The organism is Mycolicibacterium agri (assembly GCF_002553505.1).
Lineage (GTDB): Bacteria > Actinomycetota > Actinomycetes > Mycobacteriales > Mycobacteriaceae > Mycobacterium > Mycobacterium agri.
In genome coordinates this window covers 1-22,617 of the sequence record NZ_PDCP01000070.1, presented here as the reverse complement: position 1 = coordinate 22,617, position 22,617 = coordinate 1, and the positions used below count along the sequence as shown (strand labels likewise).

Below are 22,617 nucleotides of genomic sequence, written 5' to 3'. Positions count from 1 at the left end.
CGGCTCACTAGACTGCCCTCTTCAGTGAGCGAATTCGACGCCCTGTGCGCCAACGACGGGGAACTGGCCGAGCTGCGTACGTCGATCCGGGAGTTCCTGGACACCGATCGCGCCGCACACGGCTGGACCCCCGCCGTCGACTCCTGGCTGGCGAAATGGGATCCGGACTTCTCTGCGCGGCTGGCCGACGCCGGGTTCGTCGGGCTGACCATCCCCACGGAGTACGGCGGACACGGGCTCGGCTACCTGCATCGCTACGTGGTGACCGAGGAGTTGCTGGCCCACGGCGCACCCGTGGCCGCGCACTGGATCGCCGACCGCCAGGTGGCGCCGGGGCTGTTGGCGTTCGGCACCGAGGAGCAGCGGCATCGGCTGCTGCCGCGGATCGTGGCGGGCAAGCTGTACTCGGCGATCGGGATGAGCGAGCACGGCGCGGGGTCGGATCTGGCCGCCGTGCAGACCCGTGCGAGCGCCACCGACGGCGGCTGGTTGCTCACCGGCACCAAGGTGTGGACCAGCGGCGCGCACGTCGCGCACCAGATCGTCGTGCTGGCGCGGACCAGCCCGCCCGACCCTCAGCACCGCCACGCAGGGTTCAGCCAGTTCATCGTGCCGACCGACTCCGCAGGAATCACGATCAGCCCCATCGAGCTGATGAACGGCGAACACCACTTCAACGAGGTGACCTTCGATGAGGTCTTCGTCAGCGACGACAACGTCCTGGGCCAGATCGGCAACGGTTGGCACCAAGTCACCGCCGAGCTGGGGTTCGAACGCAGTGGTCCAGAACGCATTCTGTCCACCGCGACGCTGATCTTCGCCGCCATCCGCGCGCTCGGCGGACAGGAACCGCGGACGCGAGGAGCGATCGGGATCTTCGACGACCGAACCGCCGCCGAGGTAGGCGATTTGATGGCGCGCATGATCTCGCTGCGTCAGTTGTCGGTGTCGGTGGCGCGCACACTGTCCGGCGGCGGTGACGCCGCCACGCGCGCCGCGTTGGTCAAGGACCTCGGCACCCGCTTCGAGCAGGACACCGTCGAACTCGTGGCCGACCTGATCGACTCGCTCGACGCCCGCTCGCCGCATCTGCCGCCACTGCGCGCGCTGCTGGCCACCGCGCGGCTGCATTCGCCACTGTTCACCCTGCGCGGTGGCACGAACGAAGTGCTGCGCGGCGTGGTCGCCAAGAGCATGGGGGCGGCATGGACGAGTTGACGCAATTGGTCGACGACATCGGCCGCCGCTCCTTCGACGCCCGCCGCCATGGCATGGCCGAGGACTTCGACGAAACCCTCTGGCGCACTCTCGAAGACACCGGATTGAGCCGGCTCAGCAGCAGCGGAGACGCGGGTGCTGCCGAGGTTGCGGTCGTGCTGTCGGGTCTGGCGCGTCATGCCGGTGCGGTTCCGATCGCCGAGACGGACCTGTTGGCGGCGTGGCTGGCCGCTGAGGAGGACGTGCCGGTGCCCGGCACCGGCCCGCTGACCGTTGCGCTCGCCGAGGCCGAGGTTGTGGACCGACGACTCATCGGGACGGCCGCCGATGTGCCGTGGCCAAGATGCGGCACCGTCGTGCTGGCTGCGCGGACGCGAGACGAGCTACATGTCGCGGTGGTCGAGCCGTCGCAGATCACCGACGGCCACAACCTGGCCGGTGAGCCTCGCGGGTCGTTCGCATTCGATGTGGCTGTCGACGGCGCGGCACGGCTGGATCCGACGGTGGCTGACGAGTTGATTCGCCGCGGCGCGTGGGCGCGGTGCGTGCAGATCGTCGGCGCGATGGACGCGGCCGCCGCGTGGACCGTGGCGCATACCCGCGAGCGGCAGCAGTTCGGCAGGCCGCTGGCCGCGTTCCAGGCCGTACAGCATTCCCTGGCCGCGATGGCCGGCGAGATCGAACGGGCCCGCGCCGCAGCGGCATTGGCGATCGCCGCGGCCACCGACCACGGATTCGACAGCGACCAGGCCGATTACGCCGTGACGGTGGCGAAGGTGTCCGTCGGCCGTGCGGTGGAGCCGGTCACGACCATCGCGCATCAACTGCACGGCGCGATCGGCGTCACGCGCGAATATCGGCTGTGGCTGGCCACCATGCGGGCCCGCAGCTGGATCGACGACTTCGGCAGCACCGCGCATTACGCGCGCCGGCTCGGCCGCATGACGCTGGCCGCCGCCGATCCGTGGGATGTCGTCGTCAGCTGTCCAGGACCTGGCTGACGCGGGCTTCAACATCGCCCAGGCCGGTGAGGTCGATGCCGAACCGACCGGTCAACTCCTCGACGACTTGCGCGGCGTTGTCCAGTCGGATCCGCTCGCTTCCGTCTCTGCGATGGATCGCGAGATTACGGCCGCGCAGGTTGAACCGCGCCTCGTCGGTGACGAGCGCGACGGTCAGCCCGTAGACGAAGTGCGAGCCCGGATACGTTGACACATACCAACTTCCGACCCGACGGTCGATCACCGGAAACGGTTTGTCGGTGAACAGGTACAGCGGTTCCCACTTGCCGCGGATCTCGGACTCCAGCACCAGGCGGTCGCCGTGTTCGCGAATCCGGTACGGCTCGTGGCGGGTCTGCTGCACGGTGCCGACCTCCAGCCGGATCGGTGAGGACAGCGTCTGCCCGCCGAACCCGACGTCGACGAGATAGCGGCCTTCGACGCCCGGCACCGTCACCGCCAGCGTCATGTGCGTCTGGGCGGGCAGCTCGTCGCTGTCAGTCATCCACACCACTCGCCCGCCGAGCGGCTCGACGCCAAAACCCAACTGCGTCAACACATGTGTGAACAGTCCGTTGTGCTCGAAGCAGTAGCCGCCGCGAAGGCGGTGAATAAGCTTGTCTTCGAGGGCATCAGGCGTCAGGTCGTAGACGGGGATGCCTATCAACGGGTCGAGGTTCTCGAACGGAATCGAGCGGTTGTGCGCGGCGACGAGTGCCTGCAGAACCTCCAGGGTCGGCTCCGTGGGCCCGGAGTAGGACACGCGTCGGAAGTAGTCGGCGACGGTCATGATGGCGTGATCGTCGCACACCTGACCGAGCGCCAACTATTGATTTGTCACGGCTTGCCGCGCGACGGCGTCTGCGACGCCACTCCGTGCCGAAGCGGGGTGCTGGCTTCCGCGGCCGTCGCCTCCTGGACCGACGATCCGGCCGGCGTCGAGGCCGCGCCTGGCGCGTTCGACTGGTCACCGCCCGACGGCTCCGCGCCCTCGTGCAGCTCCTTGAGGGCGTGCAGCACCTCCAGAACGGGGATGCGGTTGCCGTGCCCGTTTTCGTGGTCGAACAGCTGCCGCAGCGGTCCCTCCTCCAGTGAGCGGATCCGATGCCGCAGGTCGGCGAGGGACAGTTGGTCGTAGTCCGGGATGGGCAGTTCGTTGCTTGCGGCCATACCTATTGGGTGCCCACCGCGCTCCCGCCGAAACACGGCGAGCGTTACGGGCGAGCGGTCAGGGCCGAGCGGTCGAGACCACCATCGGTAGATCGACCAGGGCTGCGCCGTCGACGACGTAGCGGCCGGTGCGATTGGAGAACTGACGTTCCATCGCCGACTTGGCCTGTTCCGGCGCGCGGTCGATGAGCGCGGCCATCGGGGTCAACGCGATGTAGCGCCACAGGAAGTCTGCGGGCGCGGGCAGTGTCAGCCTCACGGTGACCACCGTCGACTCCGCATCGCGTAAGCCGGCCTGCGTGAGCAGGGTGACGACGTCGTACGGGTCGTGCATGGAGAAGACTGCGCTGACGAAGCCGCCTAGGTCGGCGCTGATGTGGTCGACGAGCGCGGTCTCGAGCGCCTCGAAGAACGGCGAAATTCGGCCCGGCGTGTTGATCGCCAACCGGCCCGTCGGCGCCAGCACCCTACGCATTTCGGCGATCGCGGCGACTCTGTCCGGCATGAACATCAACCCCATCTGGCAGAGCGCGACGTCGACGGATGCGTCGGGCAGCGGCAGCGCGGCGGCGTCGCACAACTGCCAGTCGATTCGTGGCCCCTTCGCGGGAACCGATGTGGCGACGTCGATCATGTCGGGGGCGATGTCGATTCCGATGACCGAGCCGGTGTCGCCGACCGCCTCGGCGGCGGCTCGGGTGACATGGCCGGTGCCGCAGGCCACGTCGACGACGCGTTCGCCCGGTTGCAGATCCACGATGCGCAGCAGGCTTTCCGACACCGGTGTCGCGATGAGGGGGACGAAGTCTCGTTGATAGTTCTCGGCAGCGTGGCCGGTGAAGTGACGATAGGTAACGGTGGACATGAGCGGACGCTAGGCCGCCGCGAGCGCGCGAAACATCGGTCAAACGACCCATTTATCGGTGATAGGCGAGGTGGCCCATGCTCACACCAGGTGATGCTGATAGGCGTAGGCGGCCGCCGCCGTGCGGTTGGAAACACCGAGCTTGGCGTAGATGTGTTCGACGTGGCGGGCGACCGTGTGCGGGCTGACGACCAGCAGATCGGCGATCTCGCGGTTGGATCGGCCCGCGGCCAGATGCGCCAGCACCTCGAGCTCACGAGCTGAAAGCGCGCCGCGGTGGGCTGGTTCGTCGGCGAGTCCCGCCACCAACCGCTTCACCCGTTCCAGGTCCGGCGCAGCACCGAGCCTACCGAAAGTCGTTGCTGCGCTGTCGAACTCGATCTGCGCGCCGGCACGATCGCCGAGCGTCGAGCACGCCAGCCCGAGCAGCACCGCGGTGCGCGCCACCTCGTAGGGCACGTTCGCCGCACCCCAGGCACGGGCCGCATCTCGCAACACGGGCAGCGCGGCAATGGCGTCGCCAGAGGCGATCAACACCGCGCCGTCGGCTTGGGCGGCCATGGCACCCAGCAGCGCCGACCCGGATGTCGCCGCAACCGCCGACAGCGCGTCAGCGGTTTCGCGCGCTGCGGCCACATCGCCTGCCGCACGGTGGATTTCGACGGCGGCCGCCAACAACTCCGGCCTCGGCGCCCCACCGCAGTTCTGCACCAGGGCGCGCTGGATGGTTGCGTGGGCGGCCGCGACGTCGCCTCGGGCCAGCTTCAGCAGCGCCAGACCGGGCACCGGGTCGACGCCATATCCGCTCGCGTCGCGGTAACACCGCTCGGCAACATCGAAAGCGCCTCGCAGGCGCTGCATCTCGCCATGCTGATAGTGCGCAAGCCCCAGTGCGGGGTGGGGAGGGTCGGCGAGATGCAGACACGCGTCGAGCGCGCTGTCGAGAGCGGCGGGCCAGTCGCCCTCCACCTGCTGCAGCTGAGAGCGATGCACCAGACACTGCCCGCGGAACGGCACCAGACCCGGCCGTGCGTCGCACCAAGCGCTCAGCGCATTGGTCCATTCGGCGGCGCGCCGGTAATCGAACAGGCCGACACACTCGAGAATCACTGCGCAATAAGCGATTCCGGTCGTGATCGGATTGAGCTCACCGGTCGTCGCCGCCACCATCACCTCGTCGAGCTTGGCCACCCCAGCGACGGGATCACCCAGCGCGATGAGCGCCTGCCCCTGACACAGCGTGCCGAAGCACCGTAGATCCGGGTCGTCGAACCGCCTGCCGACCTCCGTTGCGCTAGCGCCCGTGTCGCGGGCACGTTCCGGGTCGCCCGCCTCGAGCGCGGCCAGGCCCGCGGGGATCAGCAGATAGCCCGACGCACGACACTCGACACCGGCGATCAGCGACTCGCTGCGGGCCAGCCAGCCGTTGGCCCGGGCAGGTTGACCGCCCATCAGCAGAAGCAGGCCCAGCCAGAACGCGTAGCGCGCGGCCTCGTCGGGCCGGTCCGCGGCCAACGCCGCCCGATGCGCCGCCTCCCAGTGCGCGGCGCACTCGTCATCCGCGCCGAGCAGGTACGCGCGGATCGCGGCCGTTTCGCAGTCGGACGCGTCGGCCGACGGCGTCATGCCTCCAGTGTCAGGTGCCCGTCCACTTCGGCGCCCGCTTTTCGGCGAACGCCACCGCACCTTCCCTGGCGTCGTTGCTGCTGAACACCGGCATCAGGATCTTGGTCTGCTCGCGCCACATGCTCTCGGGCGTCCAGCCGCGCGACTCGACGATGATCTTCTTGGTGGCGGCGACGGCCAGCGGACCGTTGGCGGTGATCCGCTCGGCGAGTTCGATGGCGGCCTGCAGCGCCGAACCCGGCTCAGCCAGCACGTTGACCATGCCGAGTGCGTGTGCGCGTTCGGCGGGCAGGTTGTCGCCGGTGAGCGCCAGCTCCATCGCGATGGCGTAGGGGATGCGCTGCGGCAGCCGCAGCAGCCCGCCGCCGCCGGCCACCAGGCCGCGCTTGACCTCGGGAATCCCGAACGCGGACTCCCTCGACGCCACGATCAGGTCGGTGGCCAGCGCCAGCTCGGTGCCACCCGCCAGCGCGTAGCCCTCGACCGCGGCGATCAGCGGTTTCTCGGGCGGACGCTCGGTGAAGCCCATGCCGCGGCCCTCGACGACGACGTTCTCGCCGCGGGCGAACGCCTTGAGGTCCATGCCCGCACAGAATGAGCCGCCCGCACCGGTCAGGATGCCGACCGAGAGGCCCGGGTCGCTGTCGAGCCGGTCCATCGCGTCGGCCAAACCCTGGCTGACCGCGGCGTTCACCGCGTTCTTGGCCTGGGGCCGGTTGATGGTGATGATCAAGATGCGGTCGCGCTGCTCGACGAGGACGACCTCTTCGGTTTTGGCTTCTTCGCTCACGTCGGTGATGCTAGGCGAGGTGCGGTAACGCCATTCCGGCGGCTGGGTACCATGAAACTAGAACATGTTCTAATTGCGTGCGCCTTGCGCGGCGCGAGCGACGAGGGGTGGCCCGTTGACGACAGCCGATATCGAGCCATCGGAACTCACCAAGTGGGATCCGGGTCTCACCGAGCGCGTGATGGGAGTGCTGCGCCCGATCCTCAAGCGGTACTTCCGCGCGGAGGTGCGCGGGCTACAGAACGTGCCGCCCGGCGGCGCCCTTGTGGTGTGCAACCACTCCGGCGGCCTGCTGCCGATGGACGTGCCGATCCTGTCGGCGGAGTTCTACCACGAGCACGGCTACAACCGACCGATCTACACCCTCAGCCACGACATGTTGCTGGTCGGGCCGACGGGTGACTTCTTCCGCAAGATCGGCTACATCAGCGCCAACCACGAGAACGCCGACGAGGCGTTGCGCTCGGGCGGCCTGGTCATCGTGTTCCCCGGAGGCGACTACGACGTCTACCGGCCCACGTTGAGCGCCAACAAGATCGACTTCGGCGGCCGCACCGGCTACGTCAAGGCCGCGCTGAACGCGGGCGTGCCGATCGTGCCCGCGGTGGGCATCGGCGGGCAGGAGACCCAGCTGTACCTGTCGCGCGGCACCTGGCTGGCCGAGCGGCTCGGTCCGATCGCCCGGCTGGTGCGGGCCAAGATCGTGCCGATCTCCTTCGGCTTCCCGTTCGGACTCAGTTTGGTTGTCCCGCCGAACATCCCGCTGCCCAGCAAGATCGTCATGCAGGTACTGCCGCCCATCGACATCGTCGCCGAGTTCGGCGAGAACCCGGACATCGACGAGGTCGACGCCCACGTCCGCTACGTCATGCAGCGCGCGCTTGACGAATTGGCCGCCGAGCGCCGGCTCCCGGTTCTGGGATGAGCACATGCTGCTCGACCGACTGACCGACACGCTCGGCCTGGTGTCGACCATGCGCCGGGCGGGGATGGTCGCGCCGCTGCGGCCCGACAAGTATCTGCGCATCGCCGCCGCCATGCGCCGCGAAAACGTCTCGTCTGTCTCGGGATTCGCGTCGTCTGCGCAACGCTGCCCGGACCGGCCGGGTCTGGTCGACGAGATCGGGACGCTGACGTGGCGTGAAATCGATGAGCGCTGTGACGCGTTCGCGGCCGCGCTGCAGGCGCTGCCGGGCGGTCAGCCGCGGGTGCTCGGTGTCATGTGCCGCAACCACCGGGGCTTCATCGAAGCCGTCGTGGCGGCCAACCGTATCGGCTCGGATCTGCTGCTGTTGAACACCTCGTTCGCCGGTCCCGCGTTGGCCGAGGTGGTCGCCCGCGAGGGCGCCGACACCGTCGTCTACGACGAAGAGTTCACCGAGATCGTCGACCGCGCGCTGGCGGACAAGCCCGACACCACCCGCATCATCGCCTGGACCGACGACCCGTCTTTACACGGTGCTAAGACCGTCGAATCGATGATCGCGGCGCACGCCGGGAAAGAACCCAAGCGCGCCAGCGAGAAACCGCGGACGATCCTGCTGACGTCCGGCACGACCGGAACACCCAAGGGCGCCAAGATGACCGGCGGCGACATCGGCGCGCTGAAGGCCATCCTGGACCGCACACCGTGGCACACCGAGGAAGCGGTCGTGATCGCGGCGCCGATGTTTCACGCGTGGGGCTTCTCGCAGATGATCTTCGCCGCGACGATGGCGTGCACGATCGTGACCCGGCGCAAGTTCGACCCGGAGGCGACGCTGGAGCTGGTCGACCGGCACAAGGCGACCGGGCTCGCGGTGGTTCCGGTGATGTTCGACCGGATTATGGAGTTGCCCGACGGGGTACGAAACCGCTACAGCGGACGGTCCCTGCGGTTCGCCGCCGCGTCGGGTTCGCGGATGCGCCCCGATGTGGTGACGGCGTTCATGGACCAGTTCGGTGACGTCATCTACAACAACTACAACGCCACGGAGGCCGGTTTGATCGCCTCAGCCACGCCCGAAGATCTGCGTGCGGCCCCCGACACCGCGGGCAAGCCTGCGCCGGGCACGCAGATCCGGGTGTTGGACAAGGAGTTTCGTGAGGTTCCCACCGGCGAGGTCGGCCAGATCTTCTGCCGCAGCAGCACGCTGTTCAGGGGATACACCTCCGGCACCTCGAAGGACTTCCAGGACGGCTTCATGGCGTCGGGCGACATGGGCTACGTCGACGAGAACGGCAGGCTGTTCGTCGTCGGCCGCGACGACGAGATGATCGTCTCCGGCGGCGAGAACGTCTACCCGATCGAGGTGGAGAAGACGCTTGCCGCGCACCCGGACGTGGCCGAGGCCGCGGTCATCGGCGTCGACGACGAACAGTACGGTCAGCGGTTGGCGGCGTTCGTCGTCCTGACCGGCGGCGCCTCGGCATCACCGGACACATTGAAGCAGCACGTGCGGGAGAACTTGGCGAATTACAAAGTGCCACGCCAGATCACCGTGGTCGAGGAGTTGCCACGAGGCATCACCGGAAAGATTGTGCGCAAAGAACTGTATGCGATGGTCGAGGACGGGTCCGATGGGTAAACGCAGGCCCCTGCTTCGCGCCGGGCTCGAGTTGGCGAACGCTGCCAACGGGGTGCGGCCGTTCGGGCGTGACGGCTATCCCACCATTCCGGCGTTCTTCCTCGGATGGCCGACCAGCGAGATGGCGCCGCTGTACATGGTGGGCTCGATGCTCGGCGCGCTGTGGCGCTGGGTGCGCGGCGACTATGCCACCCGCGGCGGCCGAATCGCGCTGCTGCTCAAGGTGATCACCTGGGGCCTGCTGTATCTGATTCACCGCCGCAACGTCGAGTCGCAACCGTACTTCGAGGAGCCGCTGCGCGAGGCGCTCGGCGACCGCTACGAGGAGGTCGCCGCCCAGTCCCAGCCGATGCGGCGGCGCAGGCTGACGCACGTGGTGCCGAACGACTTCATCCTTCGGCGCTACGTCGAGAAGACGAACGTGGTGCGGTACGGGCCGCACCCACGGGCCAACTTCGCCGACATCTGGCGTCGACACGACCTGCCGCGCGACGGCAAGGCACCGGTGCTGCTGCAGGTGCCCGGCGGGGCGTGGTCGATCGGCATGCGCCGCCCGCAGGCCTATCCGCTGCTGAGCCACCTCGCTGAACGCGGCTGGGTGTGCGTGTCCATCGACTACCGGGTCAGCCCGCGGCACACGTGGCCCGACCATATCGTCGACGTCAAACGCGCACTGGCCTGGATCAAGGAGCACATCGCCGAGTACGGCGGCGATCCGGATTTCGTCGCAATCACCGGCGGATCGGCAGGCGGGCACCTGGCCGCGCTGGCCGCGCTGACGCCTGACGACCCGCAGTACCAGCCGGGCTTCGAAGACGCCGACACCTCCATCGTCGCGGCGGTGCCGATCTACGGCCGCTACGACTGGTTCACCACGAAGGGCCCCGGCCGGTGGGAGTTCGTGTTCATTCTGCTGCAGCGGTTCGTGGTCAAGAAACGCTTCACCAAACACCTGCAGATCTACCGCGACGCGTCACCGATCACCCGCGTACGGCCCGACGCTCCACCGTTCTTCGTGCTGCACGGCGTCAACGACTCGCTGATTCCCGTGCCCGAAGCGCGCGAGTTCGTCGCCGCCCTGCGCGACGTGTCGAAGGACACCGTCGCCTACGCCGAGATCCCGCACGCCCAGCACGCGTTCGACTTCTTCGGCTCCCCGCGCGGGCACTACACGGCGCAGGCCGTCGAGAAGTTCCTCTCCTGGGTGCACGCTCAGCGTGACCAGAGATAGCTACGGCGCCATCGCCTTTTCGACGGCCGTCAGCTCACCGGAAAGCCCTGCCGCTCGGCGGATTTCGATGAAGGCCTCGACCATCGCGTCGGTGAGCTCGTGCGGGTCTTCCAAGGTCGCGCCGTCGGACAGCACCGAGATGTTCAGCTGATCGACATAGCTCCACACCGTGATGTTCAGCCCGCTGCCCGTCGTCAGCGGGCCGACGGAGTAGATCTCGGTGACCAGTGCGCCGCCGACGCGGCCGTACTGGCGCGGGCCCGGTACGTTCGAGATCGGCAGGTTGAGCACTTTGTTCTGGCCGTCTTTGTCTGCGAGCCAACCGAACAGCCGTTCGGCGGGCGCGGGCGGGAAGTACGCCGACCATCGGCTGATCAGCTCCGGGCCCATCAGGTGGTGCGTCTCCTTGGCCTCGACCGCGGCGTCGTGCACGGCCTGCACCCGCTCTAGCGGATCCGCCAGTTGGATCGGCACCACCATCATCACGCCGGTGAAGCGGTTGCCGGAGATGCGGTCCGGCGAGAAGTCGAAACTGACTGGCACAGAGGCCAACAGCGGGTGGTCGGCGTGACCGTCGTATTTCAGCGAGAGCTGGCGCAGCGCTCCGGCCGAGATGGCGAGCACCATGTCGTTGATGGTGACACTGAGGTGCTTGGCGGTCTGTTTCACATCGGCGAGAGGCAGTGTCGCGGTGGCGAACTTGCGTTGCGCGTCGATGCGATGGTTCATGAACGACGGCGGCGGGGTGAAGGGACGGGTCAACTCGGGGGAGAGCTTCTTGTCGCTCTTGCGCACCCGGTTGATGCCTTGCGCGGTATAGCGCAGCACACCGGGCAGCCGCCCGATCTGGCGCAGGTGGTCGACGAACGCGGTGCGGATCAGCTCGGCGGGCCGCGGCGCTGGACCGGTCGGATAGGAATCGCGGTCGATCGGCGGCTGCATGTCCATCCCCCGCGCCAGCAGGTTGGCGGAGGCGACGCCGTCGGCCAGCGCGTGATGGATCTTGCCGAGTACCGCGATCCGGTCGTCGGCCAGGCCTTCGATGAAGTACATCTCCCACAGCGGCCTGCTGCGGTCGAGCGGGGTGCTGGCGATGCGGCCGACGGCTTCGTCGAGTTGGCGTCGGCCGCCTGGGCGCTCCACGCGGTACGGGCGGACGTGGTACTCGAGGTCGACTTCACAGTTCTCCCGCCACATCGGGTGGTGGAACTTGAACGGGATGTCGACGAGCTGGTAGCAGAACGGCTCGAGCTTGTAGAGCCGGCCGCGGATCACCTCACGGAACTCGTCGATGCCGAAGGAGCGGCCGCCCAGATCGTCGAGTTCGATCACCGCCAGCTTCAGCGTGTGCATGTGCACCGTCGGCGTCTCGGAGTACAGCAGTACCGCGTCCCAGCCGCTGAGCCTCTTCACCCAGATACCTCCTCCCGGAGGCGTCTATATAACCTCTTTGGCGGTGCCCATCGACCGGTTTCGGTGAATGTGGTTGAGGAACAGGCCGATTGCGGTCGCGACCGAGCCGGTGCGGCCGCCGTCGGTCAGGTCGAACCCGTGGCCCGCGCCCGGCAACTCGACGTAGCTGACCACCGAACGGGATACCGGCCGCAGGCGCTCGACGAAGCTGCGCGCCTGCTCGACCGGGATGACCGAGTCGCCGGTGCCGTGGACGACCAAGAACGGCGGGGCGTCGGGGTGAACCTGGGCGATCGGCGAGGCCTTGCGGAAGATCTCCGGGTGGCGGTCGATCTTGCGCTTGACCACCACCGTCTCGAGGAAGTCGACGAACCGCTCACGCTCGGGGGTGGAGCGGTCCTCCCAGTCGTATCGGCCGTAGATACCGACGACGCCGTCGACCGAGGTGTCCGACCCGGGCGCCAGGTGGGCCTGCATGTCCGGGGCGTTGGCGGTGAGCCCGGCCAACGCGGCGAGGTGCCCACCGGCCGAACATCCCGCTATCGCAACGAAATTGCGGTCGCCGCCGAACCGGTCGACGTTGGCGCGCGCCCAGGCGATCGCGGCCTTGACGTCGTCGATGTGCTTGGGCCACCGGTGATGCGGCGCCACCCGGTAGTTCACCGACAGACACACCCAACCCTGTCGGGCCAGGTGCGACATCAGCGCGTAGCCCTGCAGTTGCCTGCCGCCGTGCACCCAGGCGCCGCCCGGCACGAAGATCATCACCGGCGCCGGTTCGACCGGCAGCTCCTTCGGCCGCCAGACGTCCAGCAACTGCGACGGGTGATCGCCGTAGCGGACCGAGGAGCGGTGCAGGCTGCGGCGGTGCTGGCGGATCTGCAGCGCGGGCGCCGACCGCTGCGGCGCTGGCCAGTCGATCGCCAGGTCGGCCGGCGACACGACCCCGCGCAGTGCCGCGTCGATGACCTCGTTGGTGGCCTCCAACTCCCGGCGGCGACGCTCCGCCTGGCGGGGCGTGAACCAACCCCGCGCGGTTGCGGCGACGAAGTCGGGGACGTGCCGGTAGCCCCAGATGCCCATGGCGGTCGCAGCACCAAGGGGCTCAAAGTGTTTCCCCACGATGGGCAGCGACGCCGGCGCGACGCTCATCGCCAGGAGGTAATCGGATGGGCCTGCGCGCAGAAGCCAGCGGGCACAGTCCAGTAGAGATGGCGCGGGTCGCCGGGCTTCCGGCCGTAGCGTCATGGCCGGAGCGTACCCCGCCTGGGAATTCAGAAACGACAACTTCCGCGGGTTGTCTACTATTTGCACGCCGAGTGCGGGATGTGAGCTGGCTCACATCTTCGCGCCTGCCAGAATGCGGGTTAACTTTCTACTGACACGTGTCAACGGCAAAGGACTTCCAACGTGAGCAAGTCAGCGCTAGCGATCACCGACGAACACCAGGATCTCGCCGACGCGGCGATCGGCCAGTTGACGCGGTTGTCCGGCAGGGCGGCGGCGAGAGCCAGCCTGGAAGGCGGCTCGTCGCATCCGGACGACATGTGGAAGGCGGCGACGGATCTGGGCTGGCTGGGGCTGGCGGTCGCCGAGGAGCACGGCGGCTCGGGTTTCGGGCTCGCCGAACTGGCGGTGGTGCTCGAGGCTCAGGGTCGCGAGTTGACGCCGGGCCCTTTCCTGCCGACGGTGTCCGCTGCGGTGGTGATCGACCGGTGTGCATCGGATTCGCTTCGGACGCAATTGCTTCCGTCGTTGTGCGACGGGTCCGCCGTCGGTGCGCTCGGGGTGTCCGGCAGTGTCGTCGTCGGAGCTGACCGTGACGTCACGGGCGAGGTGCCCGCGGTGCTCGGCGCGCCCGATGCCGATGTGCTTGTGCTCATCGCACGCGACGACGTGGTGGTCGTCGACGCAAAAACAGACGGTGTCACGGTGAGCGCGCTGGAGTCTTTGGACACCACGCGCAGTGTCGGGTCGGTGACCCTGCGCGGCGTGACCGTCGCCGAAGACCGGGTACTGCGTGGTGCCGCGCGGCGTGCCCGCACTGCGTGGCGGATCCTGGCGTCGGCGGAGGCGGTCGGCGTGGCCTGGGCCAGCTTGGAGATGGCGGTCGAGTACGCGAAGGTCCGCGAGCAGTTCGGCAGGACCATCGGCACGTTCCAGGCCGTCAAGCACCATGCCGCGAACATGCTCGTCGATGCCGAGCAGACCGCCGCGGCGGTGTGGGACGCCGCCCGTGCGTCCGATCTGGACAGCGCATGGTTCGCCGGCGCTGTGGCGGCATCGCACGCGATTCGCTCGCAAGTGTGCAACGCGGAGAACAACATTCAGCTGCACGGCGGCATCGGCTTCACGTGGGAGCACGACGCCCATCTCTATCTGCGGCGCGCGCGCACGCTCGCGGCGCTCATGGGCGACGGCGGCGACCCGCTGCTGGACGTCGTCGAGGCCAAGCGCAGCGGACAGGCGCACGGCGCGAAGTTCACGCTGCCCCCGGAGGCAGAGGAGTACCGCAAGCAGGCCCGCGAGGCCGCCGAGAAGGTGCGGTCGCTGCCCCAGGACAAACGACGCGACTTCCTCGTCGACTCCGGTTATCTGGTTCCGCACTGGCCCAAGCCGTGGGGGCGGGCCGCCGACGTGCTCGAGCAGTTGGTCATCGAAGAGGAGTTCGCCGACGTCGAGCGCCCCGACATGGGTATCACCGGCTGGGTGGCGTTGACCATCGCCCAAGCGGGGACCGACGACCAACGCGAGCGCTGGGTCGAACCGGTGCTGCGTGGCGAGGTGATGTGGTGCCAGTTGTTCTCCGAACCGAACGCCGGCTCCGATGCCGCCGCGGTGCGCACGGCGGCGAAGAAGGTCGACGGCGGCTGGCGGGTCACCGGGCAGAAGGTGTGGACCAGCCTCGCGCAGCACTGCCAGTGGGGGCTGGCGACGGTGCGCACTGATCCGGAGGCGCCCAAGCACGCCGGCGTCACGATGATGGCGATCGACATGAAAGCCCCCGGGGTAAAGGTGAATCCGCTGCGCGGCCTGACCGGCGACTCGCACTTCAACGAGGTGTTCTTCGACGACGTCTTCGTGCCGGACTCCGACGTCGTCGGCGATGTGAACAAGGGCTGGCTGGTGGCCAGGGCGACGCTGGGCAACGAGCGTATTTCTATCGGCGGCGGGTCAGGCGGGCCAACGGGTTTCGACACCGACGACTTGATCAAGCTGCTCGACAGCGTCCCTGCCGATGTGGCCGCGCACCATGTACTGCGCGCGGGCGAGGTGATCGCCGAGATCCACACGCTGCGCCTGCTGAATCTGCGGCGCGCGAGCCGCGCCATCGCGGGCGCGGAACCGGGCCCTGAGGGCAACGTGACCAAGCTGCTGGTCGCCGAATCCGTCCAGCATCTAACGGAATTGGCCCTCGCGCTGGCGGGCTCCTCAGCTGTCGTCGGCGGTAATCAGAAGCTTCTGCGCGGCTATCTCGGCGGGCGCGCGATGACGATTGCCGGCGGCACGTCGGAGATCACCCGCAATACCATCGCCGAGCGTATCCTAGGCCTCCCCCGCGACCCGCTGTTGAAATAGGGTCGCGGTCGGTATCTCCTCTCCCCCCCAGTCTCGGCGAGCGTGCGTGTCTGCGGGCGACACGCCGTGTGAATCACGAAGTTTGCGCACGCTCGCGCAAGGTGGCGGTGGGTTTCGCCTGACAGTCCGAAGCGTCGCGAGCGTGCGCAAAATTGGATTTTCTATCGCGTGTCGCGCTGCAGACACGCACGCTCGCCGCTAAGGGCGAGGGATTTGGGCCGGCGCGAACACTTCCGTGTCGCCACCGATGGGCAAGGTGACATCCCGAGCGAGTTGTTCGAACGGGGCGCCCAAGCGGATGCGGCTGACCTCGTCGAGCCGTTGATAGTGCGAGTCGTCGAGGCGGACATCCAGCGCAGCCAGATACGAGTCGAGTTGTTCGACGGTGCGCGGCCCGATGATCGGCACGACGCCGGTGGTCGATCTGCGCGCACGTTCGAGAATCCATGCCACCGCGACTTGCGCTGCGGGAACGCCTATTTCAGAGGCGACGGCGAGCACGGCGTCGACGGTCGCGGCCTTTACCGGGTCGTCGGTTTCGGTGTGCACGACGCGATTCCATTCGGTCAGCCGCCCCTTCGACCCCGTCCGGTATTTACCAGTCAGCAGACCGCCGCCGAGCGGTGACCACAACGCCGCACCAAGGCCGAGCGACTCCGCCATCGGCAGGTTCTCCCGGTCGGCGCTGCGTTCGACGAGGCTGTACTCCACCTGAATCCCTGAAATCGGTATGGCACCGCGCAATTCGGCCAACGTCGTCGCGCGGGACGTCATCCACGCCGGGAAGTTCGACAGCCCGGCATACAGGATCTTTCCGGCTCGCGCGAGATCGTCCAAGCCACGTACGATCTCGTCGATCGGCGTCACGAAGTCGGGGAAGTGCACCCACAGCAGGTCGATGTAATCAGTGCGGAGCCTGCGCAGGCTGCCCTCCACCGCCCGGGTCATCGCGCGGCGGCTGTTGCCGGTCTGCAGCACGCCGCTGCCGTCTTTGCCGCCAATGGCGAACTTGGTCGCCACGGTGAAGTCGTCGCGCCTGCCGTCAAGCAGGCGGCCCAGACTCTCCTCGGAGTCGCCGTCCTGATAATTCGCGGCGGTGTCGATGAATGTGCCGCCGGCGTCGGCAAACTTGTCGACGATGCGGGGGATGTCCTCGGATGTAGAGCCGTAGGCCCACCGTGAACCGAATGTGACCGCCCCGAGCGCGAGTGCCGAGACGCGCAGGCCGTTGTTGCGGCCGAAGGTGAAATGCTGCACGTTCGAACAACCGCGCCGCGACGAATTTTATTCGGGGCATCGTGCTCTTGCTCGTCGGGGCCGCCGTGGCCTGCGTGCCCGCGACTTCGATATTCGGGTTCTACCTGCCGCTGCCGGGGGGCTCGCTGTTCGACTGATCCTCCGGCGAGCTCAGGTCGACAACCGTGCACACGTCGGCGAGATCCAGCAGACGCCAACAGGTCGCCGCGATCTCCTTGGCGCGGGCGCCGCCGAGCACCGGCGTCGCCAGGCCGATGAGCTTTTCTTCGAGTTGTTCATCGGTCATCGGGTTGTCCGGGGTGCCGAGATTGTGCGCCACATGGCGCTCAAGGGTGCGGCCGTCCCGCAATGTCAGCACGACGCGCGCGGAGTCCTTGTGCTGTTCGGGGTCGACGTGCACGTGGATGCGTTCGCGGATGGCGACCAGTGCCGGGTCGGCGACCCGCTCGTCGGTGAACTGATCGAGCAACGCGGCGCCGTCGGCGAGGGCGACCGCCAGCACGTGGTAGATGCTGAACTTGCCCTCGAGCCCGGTGCGCGGATCCGCGAGTCCTGTCGTGGTTTTCACGTAGTCGTGCACATAGGCGTCGACGCCGTCGACGTCGTCGGGCGTCAGGCCGTACTGTGAGCGCAGTTCCAGAAGCGCCTGCGCCGGCGGGTGGGTGAGCGAACCGCAGGCGTAGGGCTTGAACCCGTCGCGCGGCAGGTACCACGTCGACCCAAGGCCTTCGAGTGCCCGCGACGGCACGGGATCCGGCGAGAACAGATGCAGGAATCCGCGATGCCCCTCGATTGGCTCGGGGCTGGACGTAAAGCCGTCGCGCGCAAGGAATCCCGAGAGCAGCCCGTCCATGGCGGCCTTGCCCGGGTGCAGCGACTTGCCCATCGACCCGTACACGACTTTCATGCCCGCCGCCTGGGTGGCGCCGGTGCCCATCGCGGCAAGCGTCTGTTCCGGCGACAGGTTGAGCAGACGGGCGGTGGCCGCTGCCGCGCCGATGTGGCCGACCGTGCCGGTCACATGCCACCCGACGTCGTAGTGTCCGGGACCTGCCGCGACGGCGACGCGAGTCTGCACCTCGAATCCGGCGACGAACGCTTCGACAGCGGCCCGTCCGGTGACCGGAACCAGTTCGGCGGCGGCGATGATCGCCGGCCACAGCGGCGCGCTGCCGTGGATGGTGGTGCGCTCGGGGTTGAACGTGTCGTCGAAATCAAGCACGTGCGCGGCTATTCCGTTGGCCAACGCCGCATAACCGATGCCGGTCCGCTGGCGACTGCCGACGATCGGTGCGGTGCGCGACCCGTCGCCTGCGTCGAGCGCAGCGATCCCGGCGCGGACCCGTTCCCCTTCCGCGGTGGCGGAGCCCGCGATGGTGCAGCCCAGCCAATCCACCAGACATCGCACTGCCTGGTGCACGACATCAGCGGGAAGGTCCTCGATGCGCAGCCCGGCCGCGAACCGGGCCAGCGCACAACTTACTGACTGTTCCTCGGTCAATGCCGGCTCCGATCAATTGCGTCTGTATTACGGAAACAATTTCTCTTATACAGATTACTATGGCGCACGACTACGACGACCGCACTTCGGCCGAGACGCGAACCCTGCTGGACTTCGTGTCCGGCACCTCGCCCGACGAAATTCCCGGCGACGTCCTGCACGAGAGCACTCGATGCCTGCTCGACCACGTCGGTTTGGCGATTGCGGGTGCGTCCGAGCCTGCGGCCAGCATCGCCAGGGAGCAGTGCCGTCTGCTGGGTGGCGAACCGCAGGCTACAGCCCTCGGCACGCGGGAGAAGCTGCGGGCCACCGATGCTGCCTTGGTCAATGGAATCGCTTGCCATGCATTGGATTTCGACGACACGCATGTGCCGACCATCTTGCATCCCACCACCCCGCTGTATTCCGCGGGCACGGCGCTTGCCGAATGGAGGGGCAGCCGCGGCATCGACCTGTTGGCCGCGCACGCGTTGGGCTACGAGTTGTCGGCAAGGGTCAGCAACGCGCTGTATCCCGAGCACTACGACGCGGGCTGGCACATGACCGGCACGACGGGTGCGCTGGCGTCGGCGACGGTCGCGATCAGGCTGCTCGGGTTGCAGGGCATCACCGCGGCGCACTGCCTGAGCATCGCGGCGACGCAGGCGTCCGGTCACCGCGAGCAGTTCGGCACCATGACCAAGCCGTTCCACGCCGGGCACGCCGCATCGGCGGGAGTCTGGGCCGGATTGCTGGCCGCGGGCGGATTCACCGGCGCGCCCGACCCGCTGCAGGGCCGCCGCGCGATGTTCGCGGTGATGTCGTCGGCGAGCACGCCCGCCGACCTGGTGGACGGCCTCGGTGAGCGGTGGCAGATCTTCGACAACGGGGTCAAGCCCTACGCGTGCGGTGTCGTGATCCACCCGGCCGTCGACGCCGTCCGTGATCTGGCGGTCCGCAAGGGCTTGACCGCCGACCGCATCGACTCCATCAAGCTTCATGTGCATCCGCTGGTTCGCGAACTGACCGGAAAGACGGATCCGCGAACGGGTTTGGAGGGCAAGTTCTCGGTGACGTTCGCCTGCGCGATCGCGCTGCTTGACGGCAGGGCGGGTGAGAGAGAGTTTTCCGACACGGCCGTGTACCGCGACGACGTGCGCGAGGTGATGGCGAAGATCGAGGTGCTGCCCGACCCGGAGGTGCCGCACACGCAGGCCGGCGCGACGGCGCTGACCACCGACGGCGAGACAGTGAAGACGTGGGTCGATCATGCGCGAGGCACTCCAGGCAACCGGCTGACCGACGACGAGCTGAAAGAGAAATTCCACGGCCTTGCCGACGATGTGATCGGCCATGACCGTGCGGAAAAGCTTGCCGCTGCCGTCTTCTCGATCAAGGACGCAGCCACTGTCGATTCGATGCTCGAGCTCACCACGCCTGACTAGCGCTGACGGCCGCCGCGCCGTCGCAGTCGACCCGGACCACCGTGCCGGTCACCTCGGCGGCGTCCGCAAAGGCCAACCGCGCCACCTGCGAGGCGATTTCGACGCGGCACAGATCCAGCTCCGGTCCGTCGGTGTCGACGTCGACCCCGGGTGACACGGCGTTGACCGCCACGCCGTCGGCGCGAAGCGCCTTGGAAAGCGCCAGGGTCAGCCCCAGCAGCCCGTGCTTGGCCGCCGAGAGATGCACGCGCTCAGGGTCACCCGCAAGAGCGTTGCGGCCCAGGATGTTCACGATCCGCCCGCCCGGAGTCAATGCGGGCAGGCCATGCCGGATGCAGCGGAACGCGCCGTCGAGCGTCACCGAGCGCACCTGGTGCCAGTCGTCCTCGGTGATGGTGTTGACGCGCTGACGCGGCCGATAGGACGCATTGTTGACGAGCACCCGCAGCCTGCCCCGCGCGGCGATGGCTTCGAACATGTGCCGCACCGCCGACGGGTCGGTCACGTTGGCGGTGACCGCGAACGCACATCCGCCGTTGGCGCGGATGCCCGCCGCGACCGCTTCGGCCTGCGGGGTGTGCGCTCGCGTGTTGACGGCCACCGTAAGCCCCTCTGCGGCAAGGCGTTCGGCGATCACCGCGCCCAGGCCGCTGCCTGCGCCGGTGACCAGCGCGATGTCGGGCGTCGCGTCAGCCATCGGCACCCGGCACGGTTTGCGCCAGCAGGTGCGACACGTCGGTCAGCTCGTCGAGCCGCCAGCACGTCGACAGCAGCCGCTCGGTGCGCTCGGCGCCAAGGACCGGGCCGACCAGATCGCGGAACTTGGCGTCCAGCTCGTCGTCGTTCAGTGGTGCCGCAGGCGTTCCGCGGTTTCCGCGCACCTCGGTGGTCAGAGATTGGCCTGAGGCCAAAGCGATTTCGACGTCGGCGTCCTGCTTGCCCAGTGCCGGATCGGCGACCACCTTCACCCGGTCGCGCAGTTCGATGATGTCGGGCCGGGCCAGCACCTGGTGCGACAGCTCTTCCATTCCGACCCGGCGGAACGCCGCCGCAGCGGCCGCGCAGTGGCGCAGGCTGAACTTCGCCTGCATCGGCGTGGTCGGCTCCTTCAAGTCGGTGAAGCGTGCCGCGGGCGGCGAAACCCTGATGTCGATACCGGTGACGTCCCCTGGCGCGATGTCGTCGCGGCTGACCAGTGCGATGACCCCGTCGATCATCGGATGCGTCAGGGAGCCACTGGGATAGAGCTTGTGCCCGTTGTGCATCAGGTTCCACGTCTCGCCCAGACCTGCGCTGATCTTCTCGGGCGCGGGCTCGTCGCTCATCACCGCGAGGTAGCCGAAGTCGCCTTCCAGCGCCTTCGATCCCGAAGTCAGTTGATGCGAGGCGAAGATCGCCGCCAAAACCCCGTCCATGGCCGCTTTGCCCGGATGCATACTCTTCAGGTCGCTGCCCGACATGATGCGCAGCCCGGCCGCCTGCGTTGCCCCCGCCGCGATGGCGTGCTCGACCTCCTTATGGCCCAAGCCCATTACCCGGGCGGCAGCCGCGGCCGAGCCGATGTGGCCCGACGTGCCGGTGACATGCCAACCGGCGTCGTAATGCGTCTGCCCGGCAGCGTGCGCAACACGCGTCTCCGCCTCGAATCCGAGTGCGAAGCTGGCCAGCGCGTCGCGGCCGGTGACGGTACGAGTGTCTGCGACGGCCAGAATCGCCGGCCACACCGAGCAGCTACCGTGCACCGTTGTGCCGGGCGGGTTGTAGACGTCGTCGAGATCGAGCACGTGCGACGCGAACGCGTTGAGGAAGGCGGCGAACGGTGCCGAGGCCCGCATATGGGCCCCGACTACCGTTGCGGCACCGCCACTTTCGCTCGCGGCAACCGCTTCACGTGCCCGCCGGGTGGCGTCATCCGTAGAGCCGCTCACCGTCACCCCGATGTGGTCGACCAACGCGCGGCGCGCGGCGTGCAACACCGGTTCGGGGATTCGGTCGCTGCTGTGCTCGGCGACGAACTCGGCGAGAAGGGCGGATTCGCCGTCAGTGGTCACTGATCCTTCCTCAGGCCGAGCCCCTCGAGCAGGCCACCGACGATATCCGTCTGATCCTTCAGGTACGCCTCGAACTCCTCATCCTGCAGGTTCTGGGTCACCAGGCCGTCGCTCTTGGTCAGGTTCTTCCAGTCCTCGGTCTCGACCATCTTCGAGAGGTAGTCCTGATAGCGCTGCACGGCCTCTTCCGACATGTCCGGGGCGCCCATCACGGCGCGGAACTGCACCGGCACCTTGGATGTGTCGATGCCCTGCTCCGTGGTGGTGCTCACCTCGGGGAAGGTGTCAAGACGCTTATCACCAATGACGGCAATCACTTTGAGCTGGCCGGCCTTGACCTGCTCGGCGACGTCGGACGCGCTGCCGAGCATGATGTTGGCGTCGTTACGCAGCAGCGCGGTGATACGGGAACCGGTGTCCTCGAAGGAGAGGAACTTCCACTTGGCGCCGAGCGTGTCCTGCAACACGAGTCGCGTCAGTGCGTCGTTGGCGGTGCTTGACCCACCGGCCTGGACCAGGGTGTCGGGCGCGGCCTTGGCGGCGTTGATGAAATCGGTGAACGAGTTGTACGGCGAGTTGGCGTTGGTGACGACGACCTGCGGCTCGGTCGCCACCAGGGTGATCGGGGTGAGGTCTGCGAGGCTCACATTCGCGTTCGAGACGGTCATCGGCGTCGCCAACCATGTCGGCGTCACCTGAGCGATCAAGCCATCGTTGCCCTTTCGTTCGACCATGTACGACATCGCACCGATCGAGTCGCCCGCGGGGATGTTGCGGACGGGCCAGTTGGTGTCGATGATCTTGTTCTCGTACATCACCTTGATCATCTGGCGGGTGAAGACGTCACTGCCGCCACCGACGGCGTTGTGCGTCACCACCTCGACGGGGCCCTGCTTGCCTCCGCCTCCGCCGCCACCGCCGCCG

General features: G+C 67.9%; 19 protein-coding genes. 7 read left to right on the top strand and 12 right to left on the bottom strand.

Annotated elements, in window-relative coordinates; all coding sequences use genetic code 11:
* Positions 1-24 precede the first annotated feature (24 nt).
* A complete protein-coding gene (locus tag CQY20_RS26390; RefSeq protein ID WP_097943101.1) occupies positions 25-1,218 on the top strand; it encodes an acyl-CoA dehydrogenase family protein in 1,194 nt (397 codons plus the stop codon).
* The gene (locus CQY20_RS26385; protein WP_097943099.1) at positions 1,206-2,219 is read left to right on the top strand and encodes an acyl-CoA dehydrogenase family protein; all 1,014 of its coding nucleotides are present in this window, start codon (positions 1,206-1,208) and stop codon (positions 2,217-2,219) included. The genes CQY20_RS26390 and CQY20_RS26385 overlap by 13 nt, the downstream gene beginning before the upstream one ends.
* On the opposite strand, the gene CQY20_RS26380 is transcribed toward CQY20_RS26385, so the two are convergent.
* The 5 genes from CQY20_RS26380 to CQY20_RS26360 all read right to left on the bottom strand — a co-directional run bounded on the left by CQY20_RS26380 (position 2,197) and on the right by CQY20_RS26360 (position 6,670).
* Positions 2,197-3,009: an arylamine N-acetyltransferase family protein gene (locus CQY20_RS26380; RefSeq protein ID WP_097943115.1), complete on the bottom strand. Its 813-nt coding sequence runs from the start codon at positions 3,007-3,009 to the stop codon at positions 2,197-2,199. The genes CQY20_RS26385 and CQY20_RS26380 overlap by 23 nt on opposite strands.
* Positions 3,010-3,056: 47 nt before the next feature.
* Positions 3,057-3,389: a DUF8129 domain-containing protein gene (locus CQY20_RS26375; protein WP_097943097.1), complete on the bottom strand. Its 333-nt coding sequence runs from the start codon at positions 3,387-3,389 to the stop codon at positions 3,057-3,059.
* A gap of 58 nt (positions 3,390-3,447) precedes the next feature.
* Complete coding sequence (locus tag CQY20_RS26370; RefSeq protein WP_097943095.1) at positions 3,448-4,254, bottom strand: class I SAM-dependent methyltransferase; 807 nt, start codon at positions 4,252-4,254, stop codon at positions 3,448-3,450.
* 81 nt (positions 4,255-4,335) lie between these two features.
* A complete protein-coding gene (locus tag CQY20_RS26365) occupies positions 4,336-5,880 on the bottom strand; it encodes a helix-turn-helix domain-containing protein (protein ID WP_097943094.1) in 1,545 nt (514 codons plus the stop codon).
* A 10-nt stretch (positions 5,881-5,890) separates the two neighbouring features.
* On the bottom strand, positions 5,891-6,670 hold the full coding sequence (locus CQY20_RS26360; RefSeq protein WP_097943092.1) for a crotonase/enoyl-CoA hydratase family protein: 780 nt from the start codon (positions 6,668-6,670) through the stop codon (positions 5,891-5,893).
* Positions 6,671-6,851: 181 nt separating this feature from the next.
* Here CQY20_RS26360 and CQY20_RS26355 point away from each other — a divergent pair, with 181 nt between their 5' ends.
* From CQY20_RS26355 to CQY20_RS26345, 3 genes are read left to right on the top strand one after another with little or no spacing between them, the layout of a single operon-like run.
* Positions 6,852-7,595 carry a lysophospholipid acyltransferase family protein gene (locus tag CQY20_RS26355; protein WP_371871112.1) on the top strand — a complete coding sequence of 248 codons (744 nt, stop codon included), beginning with the start codon at positions 6,852-6,854 and terminating at the stop codon, positions 7,593-7,595.
* A gap of 4 nt (positions 7,596-7,599) precedes the next feature.
* Positions 7,600-9,237 (top strand): acyl-CoA ligase FadD12, encoded by a 1,638-nt coding sequence (gene fadD12, locus CQY20_RS26350; protein WP_097943113.1) that lies wholly within the window; start codon positions 7,600-7,602, stop codon positions 9,235-9,237.
* Positions 9,230-10,468 (top strand): alpha/beta hydrolase, encoded by a 1,239-nt coding sequence (locus tag CQY20_RS26345; protein ID WP_097943088.1) that lies wholly within the window; start codon positions 9,230-9,232, stop codon positions 10,466-10,468. The genes fadD12 and CQY20_RS26345 overlap by 8 nt, the downstream gene beginning before the upstream one ends.
* Here CQY20_RS26345 and CQY20_RS26340 read toward each other — a convergent pair whose 3' ends face one another.
* Positions 10,469-11,881 (bottom strand): WS/DGAT/MGAT family O-acyltransferase, encoded by a 1,413-nt coding sequence (locus tag CQY20_RS26340; protein WP_097943086.1) that lies wholly within the window; start codon positions 11,879-11,881, stop codon positions 10,469-10,471.
* Positions 11,882-11,905: 24 nt separating this feature from the next.
* On the bottom strand, positions 11,906-13,129 hold the full coding sequence (locus CQY20_RS26335) for an alpha/beta hydrolase (RefSeq protein ID WP_097943084.1): 1,224 nt from the start codon (positions 13,127-13,129) through the stop codon (positions 11,906-11,908).
* A gap of 162 nt (positions 13,130-13,291) precedes the next feature.
* On the opposite strand from CQY20_RS26335, the gene CQY20_RS26330 reads away from it, so the two are divergent.
* Positions 13,292-15,460: an acyl-CoA dehydrogenase family protein gene (locus tag CQY20_RS26330; protein ID WP_097943082.1), complete on the top strand. Its 2,169-nt coding sequence runs from the start codon at positions 13,292-13,294 to the stop codon at positions 15,458-15,460.
* Between the two features lie 198 nt (positions 15,461-15,658).
* On the opposite strand, the gene CQY20_RS26325 is transcribed toward CQY20_RS26330, so the two are convergent.
* Together CQY20_RS26325 and CQY20_RS26320 are read right to left on the bottom strand one after the other, a co-directional pair.
* Positions 15,659-16,717, bottom strand: coding sequence for an aldo/keto reductase (locus CQY20_RS26325; protein ID WP_097943080.1), 1,059 nt, complete (start codon positions 16,715-16,717; stop codon positions 15,659-15,661).
* Between the two features lie 100 nt (positions 16,718-16,817).
* Complete coding sequence (locus tag CQY20_RS26320) at positions 16,818-18,218, bottom strand: MmgE/PrpD family protein (RefSeq protein WP_097943078.1); 1,401 nt, start codon at positions 18,216-18,218, stop codon at positions 16,818-16,820.
* Positions 18,219-18,277: 59 nt separating this feature from the next.
* Between CQY20_RS26320 and CQY20_RS26315 the strand changes: the two genes are divergently transcribed.
* Complete coding sequence (locus tag CQY20_RS26315) at positions 18,278-19,642, top strand: MmgE/PrpD family protein (RefSeq protein ID WP_163701009.1); 1,365 nt, start codon at positions 18,278-18,280, stop codon at positions 19,640-19,642.
* Here the strand turns inward: CQY20_RS26315 and CQY20_RS26310 are convergent.
* From CQY20_RS26310 to CQY20_RS26300, 3 genes are all read right to left on the bottom strand, one after another.
* Positions 19,626-20,339, bottom strand: a complete 714-nt coding sequence (locus CQY20_RS26310) for an SDR family NAD(P)-dependent oxidoreductase (protein ID WP_133119139.1) — start codon at positions 20,337-20,339, stop codon at positions 19,626-19,628. The two genes, CQY20_RS26315 and CQY20_RS26310, sit on opposite strands and share 17 nt — an antisense overlap.
* Positions 20,332-21,693 carry an MmgE/PrpD family protein gene (locus CQY20_RS26305; protein ID WP_097943072.1) on the bottom strand — a complete coding sequence of 454 codons (1,362 nt, stop codon included), beginning with the start codon at positions 21,691-21,693 and terminating at the stop codon, positions 20,332-20,334. Before CQY20_RS26305 ends, CQY20_RS26310 begins: the two co-directional genes overlap by 8 nt.
* A partial coding sequence (locus tag CQY20_RS26300) for a tripartite tricarboxylate transporter substrate binding protein (protein WP_133119138.1) occupies positions 21,690-22,617 on the bottom strand: 928 nt, incomplete at its 5' end. The genes CQY20_RS26300 and CQY20_RS26305, both read right to left, overlap by 4 nt.

Excerpts from the sequence above, each read along its gene's own strand:
- CQY20_RS26315 (WP_163701009.1), top strand. The coding sequence starts at position 18,278 with ATGGCGCACGACTACGACGACCGCACTTCGGCCGAGACGCGAACCCTG.
- CQY20_RS26310 (WP_133119139.1), bottom strand. The coding sequence starts at position 20,339 with ATGGCTGACGCGACGCCCGACATCGCGCTGGTCACCGGCGCAGGCAGC.
- CQY20_RS26380 (WP_097943115.1), bottom strand. The coding sequence starts at position 3,009 with ATGACCGTCGCCGACTACTTCCGACGCGTGTCCTACTCCGGGCCCACG.
- CQY20_RS26375 (WP_097943097.1), bottom strand. The coding sequence starts at position 3,389 with ATGGCCGCAAGCAACGAACTGCCCATCCCGGACTACGACCAACTGTCC.
- CQY20_RS26335 (WP_097943084.1), bottom strand. The coding sequence starts at position 13,129 with ATGACGCTACGGCCGGAAGCCCGGCGACCCGCGCCATCTCTACTGGAC.
- fadD12 (WP_097943113.1), top strand. The coding sequence starts at position 7,600 with ATGCTGCTCGACCGACTGACCGACACGCTCGGCCTGGTGTCGACCATG.
- CQY20_RS26385 (WP_097943099.1), top strand. The coding sequence starts at position 1,206 with ATGGACGAGTTGACGCAATTGGTCGACGACATCGGCCGCCGCTCCTTC.
- CQY20_RS26355 (WP_371871112.1), top strand. The coding sequence starts at position 6,852 with ATGGGAGTGCTGCGCCCGATCCTCAAGCGGTACTTCCGCGCGGAGGTG.
- CQY20_RS26345 (WP_097943088.1), top strand. The coding sequence starts at position 9,230 with ATGGGTAAACGCAGGCCCCTGCTTCGCGCCGGGCTCGAGTTGGCGAAC.
- CQY20_RS26370 (WP_097943095.1), bottom strand. The coding sequence starts at position 4,254 with ATGTCCACCGTTACCTATCGTCACTTCACCGGCCACGCTGCCGAGAAC.
- CQY20_RS26365 (WP_097943094.1), bottom strand. The coding sequence starts at position 5,880 with ATGACGCCGTCGGCCGACGCGTCCGACTGCGAAACGGCCGCGATCCGC.